The organism is Mycobacterium sp., assembly GCF_965230835.1.
GTDB lineage: Bacteria > Actinomycetota > Actinomycetes > Mycobacteriales > Mycobacteriaceae > Mycobacterium.
In genome coordinates, this window is record NZ_CBDDLW010000002.1 from 815,180 (window position 1) to 834,293 (window position 19,114).

General features: G+C 62.9%; 14 protein-coding genes, 2 tRNA genes and 2 pseudogenes. 7 read left to right on the forward strand and 11 right to left on the reverse strand.

Annotation, left to right across the window (positions count from 1 at the left end; translation table 11 throughout):
• Positions 1-61: 61 nt before the first annotated feature.
• On the reverse strand, positions 62-1,069 hold the full coding sequence (locus ACO07W_RS04235) for an NAD(P)H-dependent glycerol-3-phosphate dehydrogenase (RefSeq protein WP_421841062.1): 1,008 nt from the start codon (positions 1,067-1,069) through the stop codon (positions 62-64).
• 97 nt (positions 1,070-1,166) lie between these two features.
• Between ACO07W_RS04235 and cofC the strand changes: the two genes are divergently transcribed.
• The 4 genes and pseudogenes from cofC to ACO07W_RS04255 all read left to right on the forward strand — a co-directional run bounded on the left by cofC (position 1,167) and on the right by ACO07W_RS04255 (position 6,621).
• Entirely contained in the window at positions 1,167-1,817 is a 651-nt protein-coding gene (gene cofC / locus ACO07W_RS04240) for a 2-phospho-L-lactate guanylyltransferase (RefSeq protein ID WP_421841064.1), read from the forward strand.
• 221 nt (positions 1,818-2,038) lie between these two features.
• Positions 2,039-3,313 (forward strand): annotated as a pseudogene (locus ACO07W_RS04245) (IS256 family transposase).
• 74 nt (positions 3,314-3,387) lie between these two features.
• Positions 3,388-5,607, forward strand: coding sequence for an RNA degradosome polyphosphate kinase (locus ACO07W_RS04250; RefSeq protein WP_421841066.1), 2,220 nt, complete (start codon positions 3,388-3,390; stop codon positions 5,605-5,607).
• A gap of 78 nt (positions 5,608-5,685) precedes the next feature.
• On the forward strand, positions 5,686-6,621 hold the full coding sequence (locus ACO07W_RS04255) for an NUDIX hydrolase (protein WP_421841068.1): 936 nt from the start codon (positions 5,686-5,688) through the stop codon (positions 6,619-6,621).
• Positions 6,622-6,679: 58 nt separating this feature from the next.
• Here the strand turns inward: ACO07W_RS04255 and ACO07W_RS04260 are convergent, their stop codons facing one another.
• From ACO07W_RS04260 to leuC, 3 genes are all read right to left on the reverse strand, one after another.
• Complete coding sequence (locus ACO07W_RS04260) at positions 6,680-7,330, reverse strand: HU family DNA-binding protein (RefSeq protein ID WP_421841070.1); 651 nt, start codon at positions 7,328-7,330, stop codon at positions 6,680-6,682.
• Between the two features lie 225 nt (positions 7,331-7,555).
• The gene (leuD, locus tag ACO07W_RS04265) at positions 7,556-8,152 is read right to left on the reverse strand and encodes a 3-isopropylmalate dehydratase small subunit (RefSeq protein WP_421841072.1); all 597 of its coding nucleotides are present in this window, start codon (positions 8,150-8,152) and stop codon (positions 7,556-7,558) included.
• 23 nt (positions 8,153-8,175) lie between these two features.
• Positions 8,176-9,624, reverse strand: coding sequence for a 3-isopropylmalate dehydratase large subunit (leuC, locus tag ACO07W_RS04270; RefSeq protein WP_421841074.1), 1,449 nt, complete (start codon positions 9,622-9,624; stop codon positions 8,176-8,178).
• A gap of 84 nt (positions 9,625-9,708) precedes the next feature.
• Between leuC and ACO07W_RS04275 the strand changes: the two genes are divergently transcribed.
• A complete protein-coding gene (locus ACO07W_RS04275) occupies positions 9,709-10,410 on the forward strand; it encodes an IclR family transcriptional regulator (RefSeq protein ID WP_421841076.1) in 702 nt (233 codons plus the stop codon).
• Positions 10,411-10,592: 182 nt separating this feature from the next.
• Positions 10,593-11,111 carry a PPOX class F420-dependent oxidoreductase gene (locus ACO07W_RS04280; RefSeq protein WP_421841078.1) on the forward strand — a complete coding sequence of 173 codons (519 nt, stop codon included), beginning with the start codon at positions 10,593-10,595 and terminating at the stop codon, positions 11,109-11,111.
• Between the two features lie 10 nt (positions 11,112-11,121).
• Here ACO07W_RS04280 and ACO07W_RS04285 read toward each other — a convergent pair.
• The 4 genes from ACO07W_RS04285 to ACO07W_RS04300 all read right to left on the reverse strand — a co-directional run bounded on the left by ACO07W_RS04285 (position 11,122) and on the right by ACO07W_RS04300 (position 13,749).
• Positions 11,122-11,194 (reverse strand) — tRNA-Glu (locus ACO07W_RS04285).
• 73 nt (positions 11,195-11,267) lie between these two features.
• Positions 11,268-11,339 (reverse strand) — tRNA-Gln (locus ACO07W_RS04290).
• Between the two features lie 125 nt (positions 11,340-11,464).
• Positions 11,465-12,943, reverse strand: coding sequence for a glutamate--tRNA ligase (gltX, locus tag ACO07W_RS04295; RefSeq protein WP_421841080.1), 1,479 nt, complete (start codon positions 12,941-12,943; stop codon positions 11,465-11,467).
• On the reverse strand, positions 12,940-13,749 hold the full coding sequence (locus tag ACO07W_RS04300) for a fumarylacetoacetate hydrolase family protein (RefSeq protein WP_421841082.1): 810 nt from the start codon (positions 13,747-13,749) through the stop codon (positions 12,940-12,942). The genes gltX and ACO07W_RS04300 overlap by 4 nt, the downstream gene beginning before the upstream one ends.
• A gap of 230 nt (positions 13,750-13,979) precedes the next feature.
• Here ACO07W_RS04300 and ACO07W_RS04305 point away from each other — a divergent pair.
• Positions 13,980-14,993: pseudogene (locus ACO07W_RS04305) on the forward strand (MFS transporter); the annotation flags it as partial.
• Positions 14,994-15,126: 133 nt separating this feature from the next.
• On the opposite strand, the gene ACO07W_RS04310 reads toward ACO07W_RS04305, so the two are convergent.
• From ACO07W_RS04310 to ilvC, 3 genes are all read right to left on the reverse strand, one after another.
• Positions 15,127-16,143 carry a 3-isopropylmalate dehydrogenase gene (locus ACO07W_RS04310; RefSeq protein ID WP_421841084.1) on the reverse strand — a complete coding sequence of 339 codons (1,017 nt, stop codon included), beginning with the start codon at positions 16,141-16,143 and terminating at the stop codon, positions 15,127-15,129.
• 84 nt (positions 16,144-16,227) lie between these two features.
• On the reverse strand, positions 16,228-17,814 hold the full coding sequence (gene serA, locus ACO07W_RS04315; protein ID WP_421841086.1) for a phosphoglycerate dehydrogenase: 1,587 nt from the start codon (positions 17,812-17,814) through the stop codon (positions 16,228-16,230).
• A 278-nt stretch (positions 17,815-18,092) separates the two neighbouring features.
• Positions 18,093-19,094, reverse strand: coding sequence for a ketol-acid reductoisomerase (gene ilvC / locus ACO07W_RS04320; RefSeq protein WP_421845805.1), 1,002 nt, complete (start codon positions 19,092-19,094; stop codon positions 18,093-18,095).
• Positions 19,095-19,114: the final 20 nt, after the last annotated feature.

Below are 19,114 nucleotides of genomic sequence, written 5' to 3' on the forward strand. Positions count from 1 at the left end.
CTACCCGATCTGCGGCTTTAGCCTGGTCCAAGACGTTATCGACCGTCGTTAACACCGATAGTTACTCAGGTTTCGTGCTGCGGCCCAAAAGCAACGCCATCGCCTGGTCGACCGACAATCCCTTGTGACACACCCGGTGCACGGCTTCGGTAAGGGGCATCTCGACGTCATAGCTAGACGCCAGGGCCAACACCGACTCACACGACGTCACCCCCTCGACGACGTAGCCATCCTTGGCCTGCAGAGCCGACTGCATGGTCTCGCCCCCGCCCAGGCGTTCACCGAACGACCGGTTACGCGAGTGCGGCGAGGTGCAGGTGGCCACCAGATCACCTACTCCGGCCAGACCGGCCAGGGTTGCGCCTTTCGCGCCCAGCGCGATGCCGAGCCGGATGATTTCTGCCAACCCCCGGGTAATGATCGCCGCGGAGGTATTTTCGCCCAGGCCCACGCCGACCGCCATCCCGCACGCGAGCGCGATGACGTTCTTGCAGGCTCCGCCTACTTCGGTGCCTACGACATCGGCATTGGTGTACGGGCGGAAGTAACCGCTGTTGAGCGCACGCTGCAATGCGACCGCACGACTAGAATCGCTGCACGCGATGACGGTTGCCGCGGGCTGGCATTCGGCTATCTCACTAGCAAGATTGGGTCCGGAAAGCACCGCAACGTGTGAGGAATCTACACCGGTCACCGACACGATCACCTGACTCATCCGCATCAGGGTGCCCAGCTCGATGCCCTTGGCCAGGCTGACCAGAGTCGCATCTTCGGACAACAGCGGGGCCCACTGCTCGAGATTGGTCCGCAGCGTCTGCGCGGGCACTCCCAGCAGTACCGTCGAAACGCCCTGCAGAGCCTCGCTCGGATCGGCAGTGGCCTGAACGCCCGGTGGCAGCAGCGCACCAGGCAGATAGTCGAGGTTGTAGCGCGTGGCATTGATCTGGTCGGCGAGTTCAGGTCGCCGCGCCCACAGCCTGACCTGGCCTCCCGCCTCGGCGAGTACTTTGGCCAGAGCCGTTCCCCAGGCACCGGCACCCATGACTGCGACGGTTCCCGTGCTGGCCATCGGCACCTCCTGTCTGTAGCCCCGTCTTTACATCGATCTCGGCGTCTACGCGCGGCTCGTCGATGACGTGACGAGCGACGCTGGCAGGATAGCGCTCATGAGCGGCACACGGGCCGAGGACGCCGGTGACATCGGCTTGATCATCGCCGTCAAGCGGTTGGCCGCCGCCAAGACGAGATTGGCCCCAGTGTTCTCGGCTCAGACTCGGGAGAATGTGGTGCTGGCAATGCTGCTCGACACGATCACCGCGGCTGCCCATGTCGGTTCATTGCGCTCGATCACCGTCATCACACCTGACCAAGCCGCGACGGCTGCGGCGACCGAGGTCGGCGCCAACGTGCTGGCCGACCCCACACCCGAAGGTGATCCTGACCCGTTGAACAAAGCGATTCTCACCGCGGAACGCGTGGTCGCCGAGTCTTGCGCCAATATCGTTGTGCTGCAAGGCGATTTGCCAGCTTTACAGACACAGGAACTTTCCGACGCGGTCGTCGCCGCGCGCGATTATCAACGCAGCTTCGTCGCTGACCGACTGGGGACCGGAACCGCCGCGCTCTGTGCCTTCGGAACCGCACTCGATCCGCAATTCGGGCCAGATTCGGCCACGCGGCACCGCCGCTCGGGCGCCATAGAACTCACTGGTCCCTGGCCTGGGTTGCGATGCGACGTCGACACGCCAGCCGACCTGGCCGCAGCGCGGCGGCTCGGAGTGGGGCCCGCTACCGCACGAGCCCTCACACACCGCTGACAGGCCCTGCGATGCAGGTGCAGGTTGCCGCTGTTCGAGCTTGCCGACGGATGAATGTCAGACCAATGGGAGACAGATGTCGGCGGAGCGCTGGCGGTCGCGTCTCATCGCTGGTGTAAATGGTCACGGGCGTAGGTTCCGTCGCAACCGACGAAAGCTATGAAGGAGGGGCTACGCCCGTGACCAAGCGAGTATCGCCGATTGAGCGTGTGCGTGTTGAGATGGATCAGTTGTTCGCCGCGACCGAGCGGCCGTTGACCGAGATTTTGGAGGAGGTCGGGCGGTTATCGGTGCGTCTGGTGTTTCAGGTCGCCGTGGAGGCCGAGGTAGAAGCAGTGTTGGGCCGAGCCCGTCACCAGCGTCGGGTTCAGGACGGCCCGGGCGGGTACCGCAATGGGTATCAACCGCCGGCGACGGTGAAGACCACGATGGGCTCGGTCGAATTATGCCGCCCGAAACTACGCGACACCGACGAGCGGTTCTGTTCGCGGCTATTCGGTGCCGGGGTGACGCGCACCCACGCTCTGGAGGCGTTGGTGATTTCGGGATGGGTGCGCGGTTTGTCGGATCGCGACATCGAGGCCGCGTTGGCCGAGGTGCTGGGCTCGTAGGCGGCGTTGTCGCGCTCGACGGTGAGCCGGATTTGTGCGGCCATCAAAGACGAGTTCGCTGCGTGGTCGTCTCGACGCCTTGATGAGCTGGTGTTGGACTACCTGTTCTTGGATGCCTCGAACTTTCGGATGCATCCCAACGCCCCGGCCGAGCCGGTGCTGGCCGCCTGGGGCATCTGCACCGACGGCAAGCCCCTGTTTATTGGGCTGGCCCCAGCCGCAGCGGAGTCGGCTGATGCGTGGGCCGACTTCTTGGCTGACCTGAGGAACCGGGGACTACGCCCGCCGCTACTGGGCATCTCCGACGGGGCGCCGGGCCTGATCGCCGCATGGGAGACCACGTTTCCGGCAAGCCTGCGTCAGCGGTGTCTGATCCATCGCTGCCGTAACGTCATCGCCAAGACACCTGTCGCGGTCCAGGACGAGATCAAAGCCGCGTTCTGGTCGATCTTCGATGACATTGACCAGCCACCCGGCCAGCAGGCCGTGGATGAAGCCACCCGCTGCGCCGAGGAGTTCACCACCACATACCGCGGGCTCTACCCAGCCGCGGTCGCTTGCCTGGCCAACGACTTCGCCTCGCTGAGCGTGCATTTGCGCTTCCCCCGCCAACACTGGACACGCATCCGCCATTCCAACCTCATCGAACGCACCTTCGGAGAATCCCGTCGCCGGGTCAAGGTCATCGGCCGCCTACCCGGCGAAACCAGCTGTCTGTCGCTGGTATGGGCCGTCCTCGACCGCGCCAGCCGCGGCTGGCGCGGAGTCACCCAAACATCAGCGACCAGCCGCCACCTCCAAGAACTACGCCACCAACTGCTCGAGCCACCCCGCCCACTGCATCCCCCCACCACAACAACCACGACCGACACCACCGCCGCGTAACATGACCACCAGGAACATGCGCCCAGCGTTTTTACACCAGTCCTAAGACGCCACCCCGCTGGCAACGCCACCGGGTGATAGGCCATGATCGCACTGTGACCGAAACCGAAGCCAGCCCAGTCACAGGCTCGCGGCCTGATGACAATTCGTGGCATCCAGGCGACTCTGCGCTGACAGCACCGCCGGCCGCGACCCCTGCTAGCTCGACCGACGAGCTGCCCGCGGACCGCTATCTGAACAGGGAACTGAGCTGGCTCGACTTCAACGCGCGCGTGCTCGCGCTGGCTGCTGACAGCTCGATGCCGCTGCTAGAGCGAGCCAAATTTCTCGCGATCTTCGCCTCCAACCTCGATGAGTTTTACATGGTTCGAGTGGCCGGGCTCAAACGCCGCGACGAGATGGGGCTATCGGTGCGCTCCTCCGACGGACTGACACCACGTGAGCAACTACGTCGCATCGGCGAGCAGACTCAGCAGATCGCCAGCCGACATGCACACGTTTTCCTTGATTCGGTGGCACCAGCGCTCGGCGAGGAAGGCATCTACATCGTCACGTGGGCCGATCTGGATCGGACCGAGCGCAAGCAACTGTCGGCGTACTTCAACGAGCAGGTCTTCCCGGTACTGACACCGCTGGCCGTCGATCCGGCGCACCCGTTCCCCTTCGTCAGCGGGTTGAGTCTGAACCTGGCCGTCACCGTGAAGCAGCCTGAGGACGGCGCGCGGCATTTCGCCCGGGTAAAGGTGCCCGACAACGTCGATCGCTTTGTAGAGCTCAATAGCGGCAACGACGACATCAGCGCTGAGGGTCGCGCCGTCCAGCGATTCTTGCCGGTCGAAGAACTGATCGCGGCGTTTCTTCCGGCGCTGTTCCCGGGAATGGAGATCGTCGAGCATCACGCGTTCCGCATCACCCGCAACGCCGATTTCGAAGTCGAAGAGGACCGTGACGAAGATCTCCTGCAGGCACTTGAGCGAGAACTCGCACGCCGCCGGTTCGGTTCTCCGGTCCGGCTCGAGGTCGCCGATGACATGACCGAGAACATGATGGAGTTGCTGCTGCGTGAACTCGACGTGCATCCCAATGACGTCATCGAAGTGCCCGGTTTGCTCGACTTGTCGTCGCTGTGGCAGATCTACGGCGTCGACCGGCCCGCGCTTAAGGATCGGACCTTTGTTCCGGCCACCCATGCCGCTTTCGCCGAGCGCGAGACTCCCAAGAGCATCTTCGCAACGCTGCGCGAAGGCGATGTGCTGGTGCACCACCCGTACGATTCGTTCTCAACCAGCGTGCAGCGTTTCATCGAGCAGGCCGCTGCTGATCCTGATGTGCTGGCCATCAAACAGACGCTGTACCGCACATCTGGCGATTCGCCGATCATAAGAGCGCTGATCGATGCCGCCGAAGCCGGAAAGCAGGTGGTCACGCTCGTCGAGCTCAAGGCCCGGTTCGACGAGCAAGCGAATATCAGGTGGGCGCGCGCACTAGAACAGGCTGGCGTGCACGTGGTGTACGGGCTGGTCGGGCTCAAAACGCACTGCAAGACCGCGCTGGTGGTGCGCCGCGAAGGCTCGGCGATCCGCCGGTACTGTCACGTGGGCACCGGCAATTACAACAGCAAGACAGCGCGGCTATACGAAGACGTTGGTCTGCTAACCGCGGATCCGGACATCGGGGCCGACCTGACTGACTTGTTCAACTCGCTGACCGGGTACTCCCGCAAATTGTCCTACCGCAACCTGTTGGTAGCGCCGCACGGCATTCGGACCGGCATCATTGAACGCGTAGAGCGAGAGGTTGCCGCCCACCGTGAAGCCGGCCCCGGAGCCGGCAAGGGCGGCATCCGGCTAAAAATGAACGCACTCGTCGACGAACAGGTGATCGACGCGCTCTATCGCGCATCGCAGGCCGGCGTGCGAGTCGAAGTGGTGGTGCGCGGCATCTGCGCATTGCGCCCGGGGGCAAACGGATTCTCCGAGAACATCTTCGTCCGCTCGATTCTCGGCCGTTTCTTGGAACACTCGCGGATCTTACATTTCCGTGCCCTCGACGAGTTCTGGATCGGCAGCGCCGACATGATGCACCGCAACCTCGATCGGCGAGTCGAGGTGATGGCGCAGGTCAAAGACCCACGGCTGACCGCGCAGCTAGACGGATTGTTCGAATCCGCGCTCGACCCGTCGACCCGATGCTGGCAGCTCGGACCTGACGGGCAGTGGACCGCGTCGCCGCAGAAAGGCCACCGCGTGCGTGACCACCAAGTGTCACTGATGGAACGGTACCGCAGCCCCTAACGCTGGTATTTCCGGCCAATTCCGGGCCATATCCTCGACGCGGACTTGTCCGCGCTGAATTGACTTGCAGGAGTTAAGGTGTCGATCCAGAAAACGCAAACCTCAAGGAGTTCCGGAGGCCGGATCGTGCTTGCCGCCGGCGCGGTATTGTGGCGCCCTGCCCAGGGCAAGACGATTGAGCTTGCAGTGATTCACCGCCCTCGCTACGACGACTGGTCGCTGCCAAAAGGCAAAATCGATCCCGGCGAGACCGCGGCGGTGGGCGCCGTCCGGGAGGTACTCGAGGAAACAGGTCACCACGCGCAGCTTGGCCGCAAGCTTAGCCGGGTGAGTTATCCGATCGAGCAAGGCGTCAAGAAGGTGCACTATTGGGCGGCGCGCAGCAACGGCGGGGTATTCGCCCCGGGCAACGAGGTAGATGACCTGGTCTGGCTGCCCATTGATCTAGCGATGAAAAGACTCGACTACGCACCGGATCGAAAGGTTCTACGCCGGTTCGCCAAACAACCAGCCAACACAAAGACCGTTCTGGTAGTCCGGCACGGCGCAGCGGGCAGCAAGTCGCGCTTCGCCGGTGACGACACCAAGCGCCCCCTGGACAAGAAGGGCCGTGCTCAGGCGGAGGCGTTGGTCGCACAACTGCTGGCATTCGGCGCCACCGACGTGTATTCGGCCAACCGAGTGCGCTGCCAGCAGACGGTCGAGCCACTAGCTGCCGAGCTGGGCGTGGCAATCCACAACGAACCCAGCTTGACCGAGGAGGCATACGCCACCAACCCGAAACGCGGACGGCTGCGGGTACTACAAATCGCCGCTCAGGCCCCAACACCAGTCATCTGTACTCAGGGCAAGGTGATTCCGGATCTGATCGCATGGTGGTGCGAGCGCGACGGGGTGCGTCCCGACAAGTCCCGCAACCGAAAAGGAAGTACTTGGGTGCTGTCGCTTTCAGGCCGCCGCCTGATCGCCGCCGATCACATCGGCGGCGCGCTGGCGGCACACGTCCGGGCCTAACACGCGGGTACCCTCGGAGGCCATCGCTGCCGCGAAAGGTACCCGCGTGTGTGCTGAATTACTTGCGGCCCCGCCTGGTGGCCTTTTTGGCCGGAGCCTTGCTGGCCGGTCTCTTTGCCGCGGCCTTCTTGGCCGGAGCTTTGGTTGCCGCCTTACGCACCGAAGGCTTTGTGGTGCTCTTCTTCACCGTCTTGGCTGTCTTCTTGACAGGAGCCTTGGTGACTTTGGCGGCCTTCTTGGCCGGTGCTCGGGTCGCAGCCTTGGTGGCCGGCGCCCGCTTCGTGGTTGCCTTCTTGGCGGGAGCTTTGGTGGCCTTAGCCGCCGTCTTGCGAGACGTAGCCGCCGTTTTCGCTTTCTTGGCAGGCGCCTTCTTAGCGGTCGTACTCGCCACCACACCTCGCTTGACAGCGGGCCCGTCGGAAGGGAGACGCTGCGCACCAGACACAACCGCTTTGAATTGCGCACCCGGGCGGAAGGCCGGGACCGACGTCGGCCGCACCTTCACGGTCTCGCCGGTACGCGGATTGCGGGCCACCCGAGCCGCGCGGCGTCGCTGTTCGAATACACCGAACCCGGTAATGGTGACGCTGTCGCCCTTGTGCACCGCGCGCACAATGGTGTCGACAACATTCTCGACGGCAGCGGTTGCTTGCCGACGGTCCGAGCCCAATTTCTGTGTGAGCACTTCAATGAGCTCTGCTTTGTTCATCCAAACCCTCCGAAGTCAGTGGTCCTCGTTTTGGAACCGACTAGTGGACACGGTAGTGCCTTACCTAGCTGATTTCCAAGAGCCACGCGAAATTTCAGCCTGAAGCAACCACAATATTCGCAATCTAGTTGCCTCCCTTGACCGATGGAGCGGCCGAAATGTGAGCCTCGCTAACGTGTACTCACTGGGGGTTATTGGTGTTGAAATTCGACTCCTTTCGACACTTCAAGAGCGTGGCTGAGTACGCGGTTTCCAAGTGGGACGGGCCGACTCAAACGATTCGATTTCGTCGAGTTTTCGCAGCGTAAGGGCTATATCGTCAAGTCCGGAGAGCAAGCGCCACGCAGTGTGATCGTCAATCTTGAACGGCAGCACCGCCGTTCCCGCAGTGATATTTCGATCTTGAAGATTGGCAGTGATTTCCAGGCCCGGTTGCTGCTCGATGAGCTTCCAGAGAAGTTCCACACCGTCTTGGGCAACTTCGGCGGCCAGCAACCCAGCTTTGCCGGCGTTGCCGCGGAAAATATCACCGAACCTAGACGAGATGACCACCCGGAATCCGTAGTCCATGAGCGCCCACACCGCGTGCTCGCGTGATGAACCAGTGCCGAAATCAGGTCCGGCAACCAGCACAGAACCTCGGTCAAAGGGGCTGAGATTTAGGACGAATGAGGGATCCGAACGCCAGGTTGCGAACAAGCCGTCCTCGAAACCGGTTCGACTGACGCGCTTCAAGAAGACCGCGGGAATGATCTGATCGGTGTCGACATTAGACCGACGGAGCGGCACTCCGATGCCGGTATGGGTGTTAAAAGCTTCCATTGCGATTCCTCGATTCGTCTCTGTCAGTCCAAATCGGCCGGAGCCGAAAGCGTGCCGTGAACCGCGGTCGCCGCAGCGACAGCCGGCGACACCAAATGCGTACGGCCCCCTTTGCCCTGCCGCCCTTCGAAGTTCCGGTTGGACGTCGCAGCACAACGCTGGCCGGGCGCCAGCTGATCGGGGTTCATTCCCAGACACATCGAGCAGCCCGCCTGCCGCCACTCGGCACCGGCTGCGGCAAAAATCTCGCCTAGCCCTTCGGCTTCGGCCTGCGCACGTACCCGCATCGAGCCTGGCACTACCAGCATTCGCACACCTGGGGCCACCTTGCGGCCACGCAAGACGTCGGCCACCACCCGCAGATCTTCAATACGCCCATTGGTGCACGACCCGACGAATACGGTGTCAACTTCGATATCGCGCATTGGCAGTCCGGGGCGAAGGTCCATATACGCCAACGCTTTCTCAGCGGCCTGCCGCTCCCCTTCGTCGGCCATCAATTCGGGATCCGGCACAACATCGGCCAGCGGCACTCCCTGGCCGGGATTAGTGCCCCACGTGACAAACGGGCTCAGCGTGGCGGCGTCAAGATACACCTCGGTGTCGAACACAGCCCCGGCATCAGTGCGCAGTTGTTTCCAGTATGCGACCGCAGCGTCCCAGTCGGCCCCTGACGGTGCATGCGGGCGATCGCGTATGAACTCGTAGGTGATCTCATCTGGAGCCACCATGCCCGCTCGCGCACCGGCTTCGATGCTCATGTTGCAGATCGTCATCCGCCCTTCCATCGAGAGCGACTCGATGGCACTGCCTCGATATTCGATGACATGTCCTTGTCCGCCGCCGGTGCCGATCTTGGCGATCAAAGCGAGGATGACGTCCTTGGCTGTCACGCCGCCGGGCAGCTGGCCATCCACCGTTACCGCCATGGTCTTAAACGGCCGCAACGGCAGCGTCTGGGTGGCAAGCACATGCTCCACCTCCGAGGTACCGATGCCCATCGCTAGCGCACCGAAGGCGCCGTGGGTCGAGGTGTGGCTGTCGCCACATACGATCGTCATTCCCGGTTGCGTGAGACCCAGTTGCGGTCCGACGACATGCACGATGCCCTGTTCGATATCACCCATGGGATGCAGCCGGACACCGAATTCGGCGCAGTTTCGCCGTAGCGTTTCTACTTGGATACGCGACACCGGGTCGGCGATCGGTTGGTCGGTGTCAACAGTTGGCACGTTGTGATCCTCGGTGGCGATCGTCAGATCCGGCCGCCGAACCCGACGGCCGCTGAGCCGTAGACCATCGAAAGCCTGCGGACTGGTTACCTCGTGTACCAGATGCAGATCGATGTAAATCACGTCTGGCCCGCTGGCCTCCGAGCCAGCGCTCGATACCACAACGTGGTCCGCCCAGACCTTCTCGGCCAGCGTACGTGGACTGTCTGCGACCGCCGCCCGCTCCGTCTGCAATGCCATCTCGAATTGCCTCGATTCGCTCGTTCGCGACTCGCCAGCCAATCCAAGCTGTACTCTCATAATGCGAGACGCTAGTATCTCTTTGTGAGACAGCATAGCGGTATCGGCGTTCTCGACAAAGCCATGGGGATAGTGCACTCGATCGCGGAATCCCCATGCGGATTAGCCGAACTATGCGACCGAACCGGCTTGCCCAGGGCTACCGCCTACCGGCTGGCGGCAGCCCTGGAAACGCACCGGCTGCTGGGGCGCGATGACGAGGGCCGTTGGCAACTTGGTCCAGCGGTCACCGAACTCGCAGCCCATGTCAACGATCCACTGCTGGCCGCAAGCGCGGCAGCGCTGGCCGAGCTACGCGAAACCACCGGTGAAAGCGTGCAACTGTACCGCCGCGAAGGTAGTTCGCGAGTCTGCGTCGCCGCGCTGGAACCGGCTGTCGGCCTTCGCGATACGGTTCCGGTTGGCTCACGATTGCCGATGACCGCCGGGTCAGGGGCCAAAGTGCTGTTGGCCCACGCAGACACCGCCACGCAGGCGGCCGTGCTACCGAAGGCAAAATTCAGCGACAGGACCCTGGCCGAAGTGCGCCGTCGCGGATGGGCGCAGAGCGTGGCGGAGCGAGAACACGGGGTGGCGAGTGTTTCGGCACCAGTATTCGATCATCGCGGCAGTGTGGTCGCGGCCATATCAATCTCCGGTCCGATCGAGCGAATGGGACGCAGCCCCGGGGCCCGCTGGGCCGTCGACTTGCTGGCTGCAGCAGAGGCACTCACTCGCCGCCTCTAGTTGGCCGCGTCACAGCCCAATTTGAAAACTATCAACGAAGGAGCCGAGCGCCGCAGACCCCGGCAAGATCAACCGACACGGCGCGCGCTACATCTCATGACGTGCGCTAAGCCTCGAAAACGAAGCCTGGCCCACTAGCGTCCGCTGGCTCACCTCAATTGGCGGCCTGTCACACTGGCGCCATGGGAACCAATCAGCGCGCGCGCATCGTCATGTCCGAGGCCGAGATCGCCGACTTCGTCGCCAACAGCCGTACCGGCACGCTGGCCACCGTTGGCCCCGACGGCCAACCTCACCTGACGGCGATGTGGTACGCCGTGGTCGACAACGAAATCTGGCTGGAGACCAAAGCTAAGTCGCAGAAGGCCGTCAACCTCAGGCGGGATCCGCGAGTCAGCTTCCTTATCGAAGGCGGCCACACCTACGACACGTTGCGCGGGGTGTCGTTCGAAGGCGTTGCCGAGATCGTCGAAGATCCCGAGACCCTGTTCCGGATCGGTGTCAGTGTCTGGGAGCGCTACACAGGCCCCTACAGCGACGAAGCCAAGCCCATGGTCGACCAGATGATGAACAAGCGAGTCGGCGTCCGCATTGTCAGCCGCCGCACTCGCTCTTGGGACCACCGCAAACTTGGCTTGCCGAACATGCCGGTCGGCGGTTCGACGGCAGCGGCCGCGCTGGGGACCGGCCAGTCTGGCTAACGTTCTCTTGTAGCCCCGATGGGATTCGAACCCACGCTACCGCCGTGAGAGGGCGGCGTCCTAGGCCGCTAGACGACGGGGCCCTGAACCGATCCGAGCAGTCAGCATAACGCACCCCGGAGGGCCCACATAATCGCTGGCGGTGGTGAAGCTTTGCTGGGGTACCAGGACTCGAACCTAGAATGGCTGAACCAGAATCAGCTGTGTTGCCAATTACACCATACCCCAATGGCCGACCAAACCCGCTGTTCAGAAGGCGTATTGCAGGATTAACCTGCGTCTTGCGACCACCGCTGCCAACCGTTGTCGGCCGACGTGCACACTACCAAAGACTCGTCCGGCAAACCTCCTCGTCAAGCCACATGGTTACGCGCAGCCCGCAACCGATGCAGGCTGCGCTCCCGTCCGAGCAGCTCCAACGACTCAAATAACGGCGGGCTCACCGACGATCCGGTGGCAGCAACCCTGATGGGACCGAACGCCTTGCGCGGTTTGAGACCGAGGTTCTCAACTAGTGCTGCTTTGAGCGCCTGCTCAATCTGCGGAGTACTCCAGTCGAAGATGCCGTCCAGTGCCACAATCGCCGCGTCGAGCACCGGGATCGCGTCGTGCCCCAATTCCTTGGCGGCAGCCTTCGGGTCGATCTGGTACTCGTCGTCGTTGAAGAACTTGAGTAAGGTCCACGCGTCGCTGAGCACAACAATTCGGGTCTGGACGAGTTGGGCGGCAGCGGCGAATCCCGAGTCGTCCAGGTCGAGGTGATGGCCGTGCCCGGCCAGGTAGGCACGCAGCCTGGCGGTGAAATCATCCACATCAAGCATCCGAATGTGCTCAGCGTTGAGCGCGTCAGCCTTTTTCTGGTCGAATCGGGCCGGGTTGGAGTTGACGTCGACCACGTCGAACGCGGCCACCATCTCGTCCAAGCTGAACACGTCGTGGTCGTCGGCAATCGACCAGCCCAGCAATGCAAGATAGTTCAGCAGCCCTTCCGGGATGAGGCCTCGCTCACGGTGCGCAAACAGATTTGACTGCGGGTCGCGCTTGGAGAGCTTCTTAGTTCCCTCCCCCAATACGGCTGGCAGGTGCGCGAATTCAGGAATACGCTCGGCCACCCCGATCCGGATTAATGCCTGGTACAACGCTAGCTGACGCGGAGTCGATGACAGCAAGTCCTCACCGCGCAGCACATGTGAAATCTGCATCAGCGCGTCGTCGCACGGGTTGACCAAGGTGTACAGCGGATCGCCATTTGCACGTGTCAACGCGAAATCAGGCACTGAACCGGCGGCGAACGTGGTGGGTCCGCGCACGAGATCATCCCAGCTGAGAGCGTGGTCCGGCATCCGTAACCGCACCACCGGCTTACGGCCATCGGCCACGTAGGCCGCACGCTGCGCTTCGGTCAGATGACGGTCGTAGTTGTCGTAACCCAGCTTGGGATTGCGACCGGCGGCCACATGGCGGGCCTCGACCTCCTCCGGCGTCGAAAATGCATGGTAAGCCTCGCCTGCCGCGAGCAGGCGCTCCACAATGTCGCGGTAGATGTCGCTTCGTTGCGACTGCCGGTACGGACCGTAAGGCCCACCGACCTCGGGTCCCTCGTCCCAGTTCAGGCCTAGCCAACGCAACGCATCGAGCAGTGCCAGATAGCTTTGTTCGCTGTGTCGCTCGGCGTCGGTGTCCTCAATGCGGAAGACGAACGCACCGCCGGTGTGCCGGGCATAGGCCCAGTTGAACAATGCGGTACGGACCAGCCCAACATGGGGAGTTCCGGTGGGTGACGGGCAGAATCGGACACGGACCGCGACTGGTTCCGAGGCGGCCGGAGTCATGACTTTCCTTTCCGGACTACGGGATTAGCGAGTGTACCGATTCCCTCGATTGTGACCGACACAGTGTCGCCGTCCTCGATAGGACCAACTCCTGCCGGTGTTCCGGTGAGAACGAGATCGCCTGGCAGCAATGTCATTACCCCAGAAATCCATTCCACGATTGCACCGATGTCGTGGATCATGTGTGAGGTACGGCTAAGCTGCTTGACTTCACCGTTGACTTCGGTGCGTAGTTCAAGATCGGCGGGGTCACGGGCGCCCAGGTCGGTCACGATCCACGGGCCGACCGGGCAGAAGGTGTCGTGCCCTTTGGCCCGCGTCCATTGACCGTCGGATTGTTGCTGGTCGCGGGCCGACACATCATTGCCGATCGTGTAGCCAAGGATGTTGTCAGCAGCCGCGGCTGCGGGAACGTCCTTGCATGCTCGGCCGATCACCACTGCCAACTCACCTTCGAAATGCACCGGTGATGCGTTCGCGGGCAGCCGAATCGGCACATTCGGCCCGACAATCGCGGTGTTGGGCTTAAGAAAGATCATCGGATTCTTCGGCGGTGCACCCGCCGCAAAGCCACCCATCTCAGCCACGTGGTCGGCATAGTTCTTGCCGACGCACACGACCTTGCTAGCCAGGATCGGAGCGAGCAGCCGGACTTCGTTCAACGGCCACGAGCGGCCGGTGAAGGTCGGCGTACCGAACGGGTGCTCCGCGATCTCGCGGACAGTCATTCCATCAGGCTGGTCGGGCTCACCTTCGATGCTGACGAAGGCGACACCGTCCGGGCTGGCGATTCGGCCAAGGCGCATTCCCTTGAGCCTAGTGACGGTCGCCAACCCGGCGCAGCCGGGCACAGCGGGCCGGCACAATCCCATCCAGTGACGGTCGCCAACCCGGCGCAGCCGGGCACAGCGGGCCGGCCCTCAAGTCGGTCGCCACCAACCGAACTCCCTATTGGCTGCCAGGAATTATCGCAGGTATGTGCGAGCATGGTCGGATGCCGAAGGTGCCGGCCGGCGTAGGCGCACGCTGGTCGATCATGATCGTCTCATTGGGCGTGACGGCAAGCTCTTTCCTTTTCATCAACGGCGTTGCCTTCTTGATCCCCAGGCTAAGAGACGCGCGCGACACCCCGCTGGTTCAGGCCGGCCTACTGGCGTCGATGCCCAGCTGGGGCATGATGGTCACGCTGGTCGGTTGGGGCTACCTGCTAGACCACTTCGGCGAGCGGATCGTGATGACGGTAGGTTCGGCGCTTACCGCGGCCGGGGCCTATGCAGCAGCATCGGTGCATTCGCTGCTGTGGACAGGCGTCTTCCTGTTCCTTGGTGGCATGGCCGCCGGCAGTTGCAACAGTGCTGGCGGGCGCCTGGTGTCCGGCTGGTTCCCACCGCAGCAGCGCGGACTGGCGATGGGAATCCGCCAAACCGCTCAACCGCTGGGCATCGCCTTGGGCGCGTTGGTAATACCCGAGCTGGCCGAAAGCGGTTCGAGAGCGGGATTGATGTTTCCTGCAGCGATGTGCGCGTTGGCGACAGTGGCCAGCGCCATCGGCATCGTCAACCCACCGCGCGTATCGCGCAAGATGGCCACGCCAATGGAGTTAGCGAACCCTTATCGCAGTTCATCAGTGTTGTGGCGAATACACGCAGCCTCAGCGCTGCTGATGATGCCCCAAACAGTGACTGTGACATTCATGCTGGTCTGGCTGACCAACCACCACGGCTGGGGCATCACAGCAGCCGGCGGTTTGGTTACCATCTCTCAGCTGCTCGGTGCGGTGGGCCGCATTGCTGTCGGACGCTGGTCTGACCACGTGGGCTCGCGAATGCAACCAGTTCGCACGATCGCCGCGGCCAGCGCTTCGGCACTGTTCCTGCTGGGCCTCACCGACAATCTGGGTTCACGATATGACGTGGTGCTCATGGTGGCCATCGCGGTGATCGCGGTGCTCGACAACGGCTTGGAAGCCACTGCTATCACCGAGTACGCCGGCCCATATTGGAGCGGACGCGCACTGGGCGCCCAAAACACCACGCAGCGGCTGATGGCCGCTGCCGGGCCCCCACTATTTGGAGCGCTGATCACCGCGTCGGCCTATCCGGCAGCATGGGCGCTCTGTGGATTGTTTCCGCTGGCAGCGGTACCTTTGGTGCCGACACGCTTGCTGCCGCCCGGGTTGGAATCTAGAGCGCGGCAACGATCCGTTCGCCGACGTCGGTTGAGGCGAGCCGTTCAGTCCCGCGAGTTGCCAAATAGGTTTCGACCGCCCGGTCCACCCGGGCGGCGGCGTCGACCTCGCCAAGGTGAGCAAGGAGCAGCGCCACCGACATGATCGCGGCCGTCGGATCAGCGATGCCCTGACCCGCGATGTCCGGCGCACTGCCGTGCACCGGTTCGAACATCGACGGATTGGTTCGGGTGGCGTCAATATTTGCACTGGCGGCCAAGCCAATGCCTCCACACACCGCCGCAGCCAAATCGGTGACGATGTCCCCGAAAAGGTTATCGGTGACAATCACGTCAAAGCGGCCCGGATCAGTCACTAAATAGATGGTGGCTGCATCAACATGGTGGTAGGCGACCTCGATATCGGGGTACTCTTCAGCGACCTCCTGGACGGTCCGCCACCACAACCCCCCGGCGAAGGTCAGCACATTGGTCTTGTGCACCAGCGTAAGGTGCTTGCGACGCTGCTGTGCCCGTTCAAAGGCGTCCGCGACCACTCGGCGAACGCCGAACGCGGTGTTCACGCTGACCTCGGTTGCCACTTCGTTCGGCGTACCGACGCGTATCGCACCGCCGGTACCGGTGTACGGGCCTTCGGTACCCTCACGCACCACCACGAAGTCGATGTCGGTGCCCGGCTCCAAGCTCAACGGGCTCTTGGTCCCCGGATACAACCGTGCTGGCCGCAGGTTGATGTGGTGATCTAGCTCGAAGCGCAGGCGCAGCAGCAGCCCTCGCTCGAGCACGCCGCTGGGTACCGACGGGTCACCGATTGCTCCCAGCAGGATGGCGTCGTGCTCCCGCAGTTCGGCGACCACAGAATCAGGAAGTATCTCGCCAGTGGCGTGGAAACGCCGCGCTCCTAGGTCGTAGCTGGTTTTCTCGACACCCGGCAAGACCGCGTCAAGAACCGTAACCGCTTCGGCTACGACCTCAGGCCCGATCCCGTCGCCACCGAGAATCGCAAGTTTCATCAGCGCCGCTCCTCCTCATCGCTTCGCCCTGCATCGTCGCCGGCCAACCCTCATCAGCTTCGCTCTGCATCGCCGCGGCGCGGGTCAAGAAAGATCGACCACCTTAATTTTGTTGGCGCCCACCGCCGCCGCGATCGCAGAACGCTCATCCTCGGGCACATCCTGATCCAACCGGAGCAGAATCGTCGCGCCTGGGCCTTCAGCGTCCTCGGACAGCTGCGCAGCCTGGATGTTGACCCCGGCGGCCCCAAGCAAGGTCCCGATCTTGCCCAGCGCCCCAGGCTGATCGACATAGTTAACTACCAGGTTCGTGCCCTGCGCGCGCAGGTCGAAGCTGCGACCGTTGATCTGCACGATCTTCTCGACGAGCTGCGGTCCAGACAACGTGCCCGCGACGTTGACTACCGAACCGTCCGCGGCCACAGCACGCAGATCGACGACACTGCGGTGGTTCGGGCTTTCCGTCGCCGTGGAAATATCTGCAGAAACGCCACGGTCGCTAGCCAGCGCCGGCGCGTTGACAAAGGTCACCGCATCCTCGATAACTGCGGAGAACAAGCCACGCAGCGCCGAGAGTCGCAACACCTCGACGTCTTCGGCCGCCAGCTCGCCACGCACTTGTACCGACAGCGATACTGGCAGCTCGTCGGACAATGCGGCGGTTAACACCCCGAGCTTGCGGACCAAATCCAGCCACGGCGCGACCTCTTCGTTGACAACTCCGCCGCCTACGTTGACCGCGTCGGGAACAAATTCGCCTGCCAGGGCCAGACGCACACTCTCAGCGACATCGGTGCCGGCCCGATCCTGCGCCTCAGCGGTAGAGGCGCCTAAATGCGGTGTGACCACCACCTGCGGCAGCTCGAACAGCGGGCTGTCGGTGCATGGTTCAGTGGCAAAAACATCAAGGCCGGCGGCGCGAACGTGTCCACTTGTCACCGCATCAGCCAAGGCGGCCTCGTCCACGAGGCCGCCTCGCGCGGCGTTGACGACAATCACACCAGGCTTGGTCTTCGCCAGCGCGTCCTTGTCAATCAGACCTGCCGTTTCCGCAGTTTTGGGCAAGTGCACCGAGATGAAGTCAGCTCGGGCCAGCAAGTCGTCCAGGGGCAGCAGTTCGATACCCAGCTGCGCGGCACGGGCCGGCGACACGTAAGGATCGTAGGCGACGATGTGGGCGCCGAAAGCTGCGATTCGCTGGGCAACCAGCTGACCTATCCGACCCAGCCCCACGACACCGACCGTCTTGCCGAAGATCTCGGTGCCAGAGAACGACGACCGCTTCCACGTGCGAGCGCGCAGCGAGGCGTCCGCCGCCGCAACTTGGCGGGATGCGGCCAACAACAACGCCAAAGCGTGCTCAGCGGCACTGTGGATATTCGAGGTGGGCGCATTCACCACCAGAACACCGCGAGCGGTGGCCGCATCCACATCGACATTGTCCAGCCCAACACCGGCACGCGCGACGATCTTCAGCTTGGGAGCCGCGGCGAGCACCTCGGCGTCGACGGTGGTGGCTGACCGCACCAGCAGAGCGTCGGCGTCCGGTACCGCAGCCAACAGCTTCTCCCGGTCTGGACCATCTACCCAGCGCACCTCTACCTGGTCTCCCAGCGCGGCGACGGTTGATGGAGCAAGTTTATCGGCGATAACAACAACAGGCAGGTTCACGCAAACAGCGTAATCGGCTCCGCTGAACGTGGTTACCCGGGGATTCGGGCAGGACGGCGGTCACGCGCTGGATGCGCAACAACACGAGCTCCCGACATGATCGCCGCCCGCCCAAATCCTGATGACAACCGCAGCGCGTAACGGACCGCCCACCTCGAGCACAAGTTCGCCAGCCGGGCTGGCATAACCTCGATCGCAACGACTGTCAGCGACACCGAAACCACATCCACGACTCGCCGGGTACTGTCGCCGCAATTGAAGTATCGGCGCCCGTGCAGCTACGCCGTTTCGGTGATCGGCCGGTCGACCCAGCTCATCAAATCACGCAGCTTCTTGCCAGTTACTTCGATGGGATGCTCGGCATTCTGGCTGCGCAAGTCCTCAAGCTGCCGATTGCCGCCCTCGACGTTGGCTACCAGCTTCTTGACAAAGGTGCCGTCCTGGATCTCCGCCAGAATCCCGCGCATACGCTCCTTGGTGCCAGCGTCGATGACCCGCGGGCCCGATAGATACCCGCCGAACTCCGCGGTGTCAGACACCGAGTAGTTCATCCGGGCAATACCGCCCTCATACATCAAGTCGACGATCAGCTTGAGCTCGTGCAGCACCTCGAAATAGGCCATCTCGGGCGGATAGCCCGCCTCGACCATCACGTCGAATCCGGCTTTCACCAATTCCTCTGTGCCACCGCACAATACAGCCTGCTCACCGAACAAGTCGGTTTCGGTCTCGTCTTTGAAGGTGGTCTTGATGACGCCAGCCCGGCTACCGCCGATAGCTTTGGCGTAGGACAGCGCCAGCGCCTCCCCACTGCCGGTCGGGTCTTGATTAACGGCGATCAGACAAGGCACGCCCTTTCCGTCGACGAACTGGCGGCGCACCAGGTGCCCGGGGCCCTTCGGCGCGACCATCGCTACGGTGATGTCGGAAGCCGGTCTGATCAGCTCGAAGTGGATGTTGAGACCGTGACCGAAGAACAACGCGTCACCGGCCTTGAGGTTGGGTTCGATGTCGTTGGTGAAGATCTCGGCTTGGGCGGTGTCTGGGGCCAGCAGCATGACCACGTCGGCCCAGGCGGCCACCTCGGCCGGGGTGCCCACCTCGAGGCCCTGTTCCTCGACCTTTTCCCGGGATTTCGAGCCTTCCTTTAGCCCGACACGCACCGCGACACCGGAATCACGCAGGCTAAGCGAGTGCGCGTGCCCCTGGCTACCGTAGCCAATCACACCAACCTTACGGCCCTGGATGATCGACAGGTCCGCATCGTCGTCATAGAACATCGTCAACGACTGCCCTGACA

Excerpts from the sequence above, each read along its gene's own strand:
- ACO07W_RS04235 (WP_421841062.1), bottom strand. The coding sequence starts at position 1,069 with ATGGCCAGCACGGGAACCGTCGCAGTCATGGGTGCCGGTGCCTGGGGA.
- cofC (WP_421841064.1), top strand. The coding sequence starts at position 1,167 with ATGAGCGGCACACGGGCCGAGGACGCCGGTGACATCGGCTTGATCATC.
- ACO07W_RS04260 (WP_421841070.1), bottom strand. The coding sequence starts at position 7,330 with ATGAACAAAGCAGAGCTCATTGAAGTGCTCACACAGAAATTGGGCTCG.
- leuD (WP_421841072.1), bottom strand. The coding sequence starts at position 8,152 with ATGGAAGCTTTTAACACCCATACCGGCATCGGAGTGCCGCTCCGTCGG.
- leuC (WP_421841074.1), bottom strand. The coding sequence starts at position 9,624 with ATGGCATTGCAGACGGAGCGGGCGGCGGTCGCAGACAGTCCACGTACG.
- ACO07W_RS04280 (WP_421841078.1), top strand. The coding sequence starts at position 10,593 with ATGGGAACCAATCAGCGCGCGCGCATCGTCATGTCCGAGGCCGAGATC.
- gltX (WP_421841080.1), bottom strand. The coding sequence starts at position 12,943 with ATGACTCCGGCCGCCTCGGAACCAGTCGCGGTCCGTGTCCGATTCTGC.
- ACO07W_RS04300 (WP_421841082.1), bottom strand. The coding sequence starts at position 13,749 with ATGCGCCTTGGCCGAATCGCCAGCCCGGACGGTGTCGCCTTCGTCAGC.
- ACO07W_RS04310 (WP_421841084.1), bottom strand. The coding sequence starts at position 16,143 with ATGAAACTTGCGATTCTCGGTGGCGACGGGATCGGGCCTGAGGTCGTA.
- ilvC (WP_421845805.1), bottom strand. The coding sequence starts at position 19,094 with ATGTTCTATGACGACGATGCGGACCTGTCGATCATCCAGGGCCGTAAG.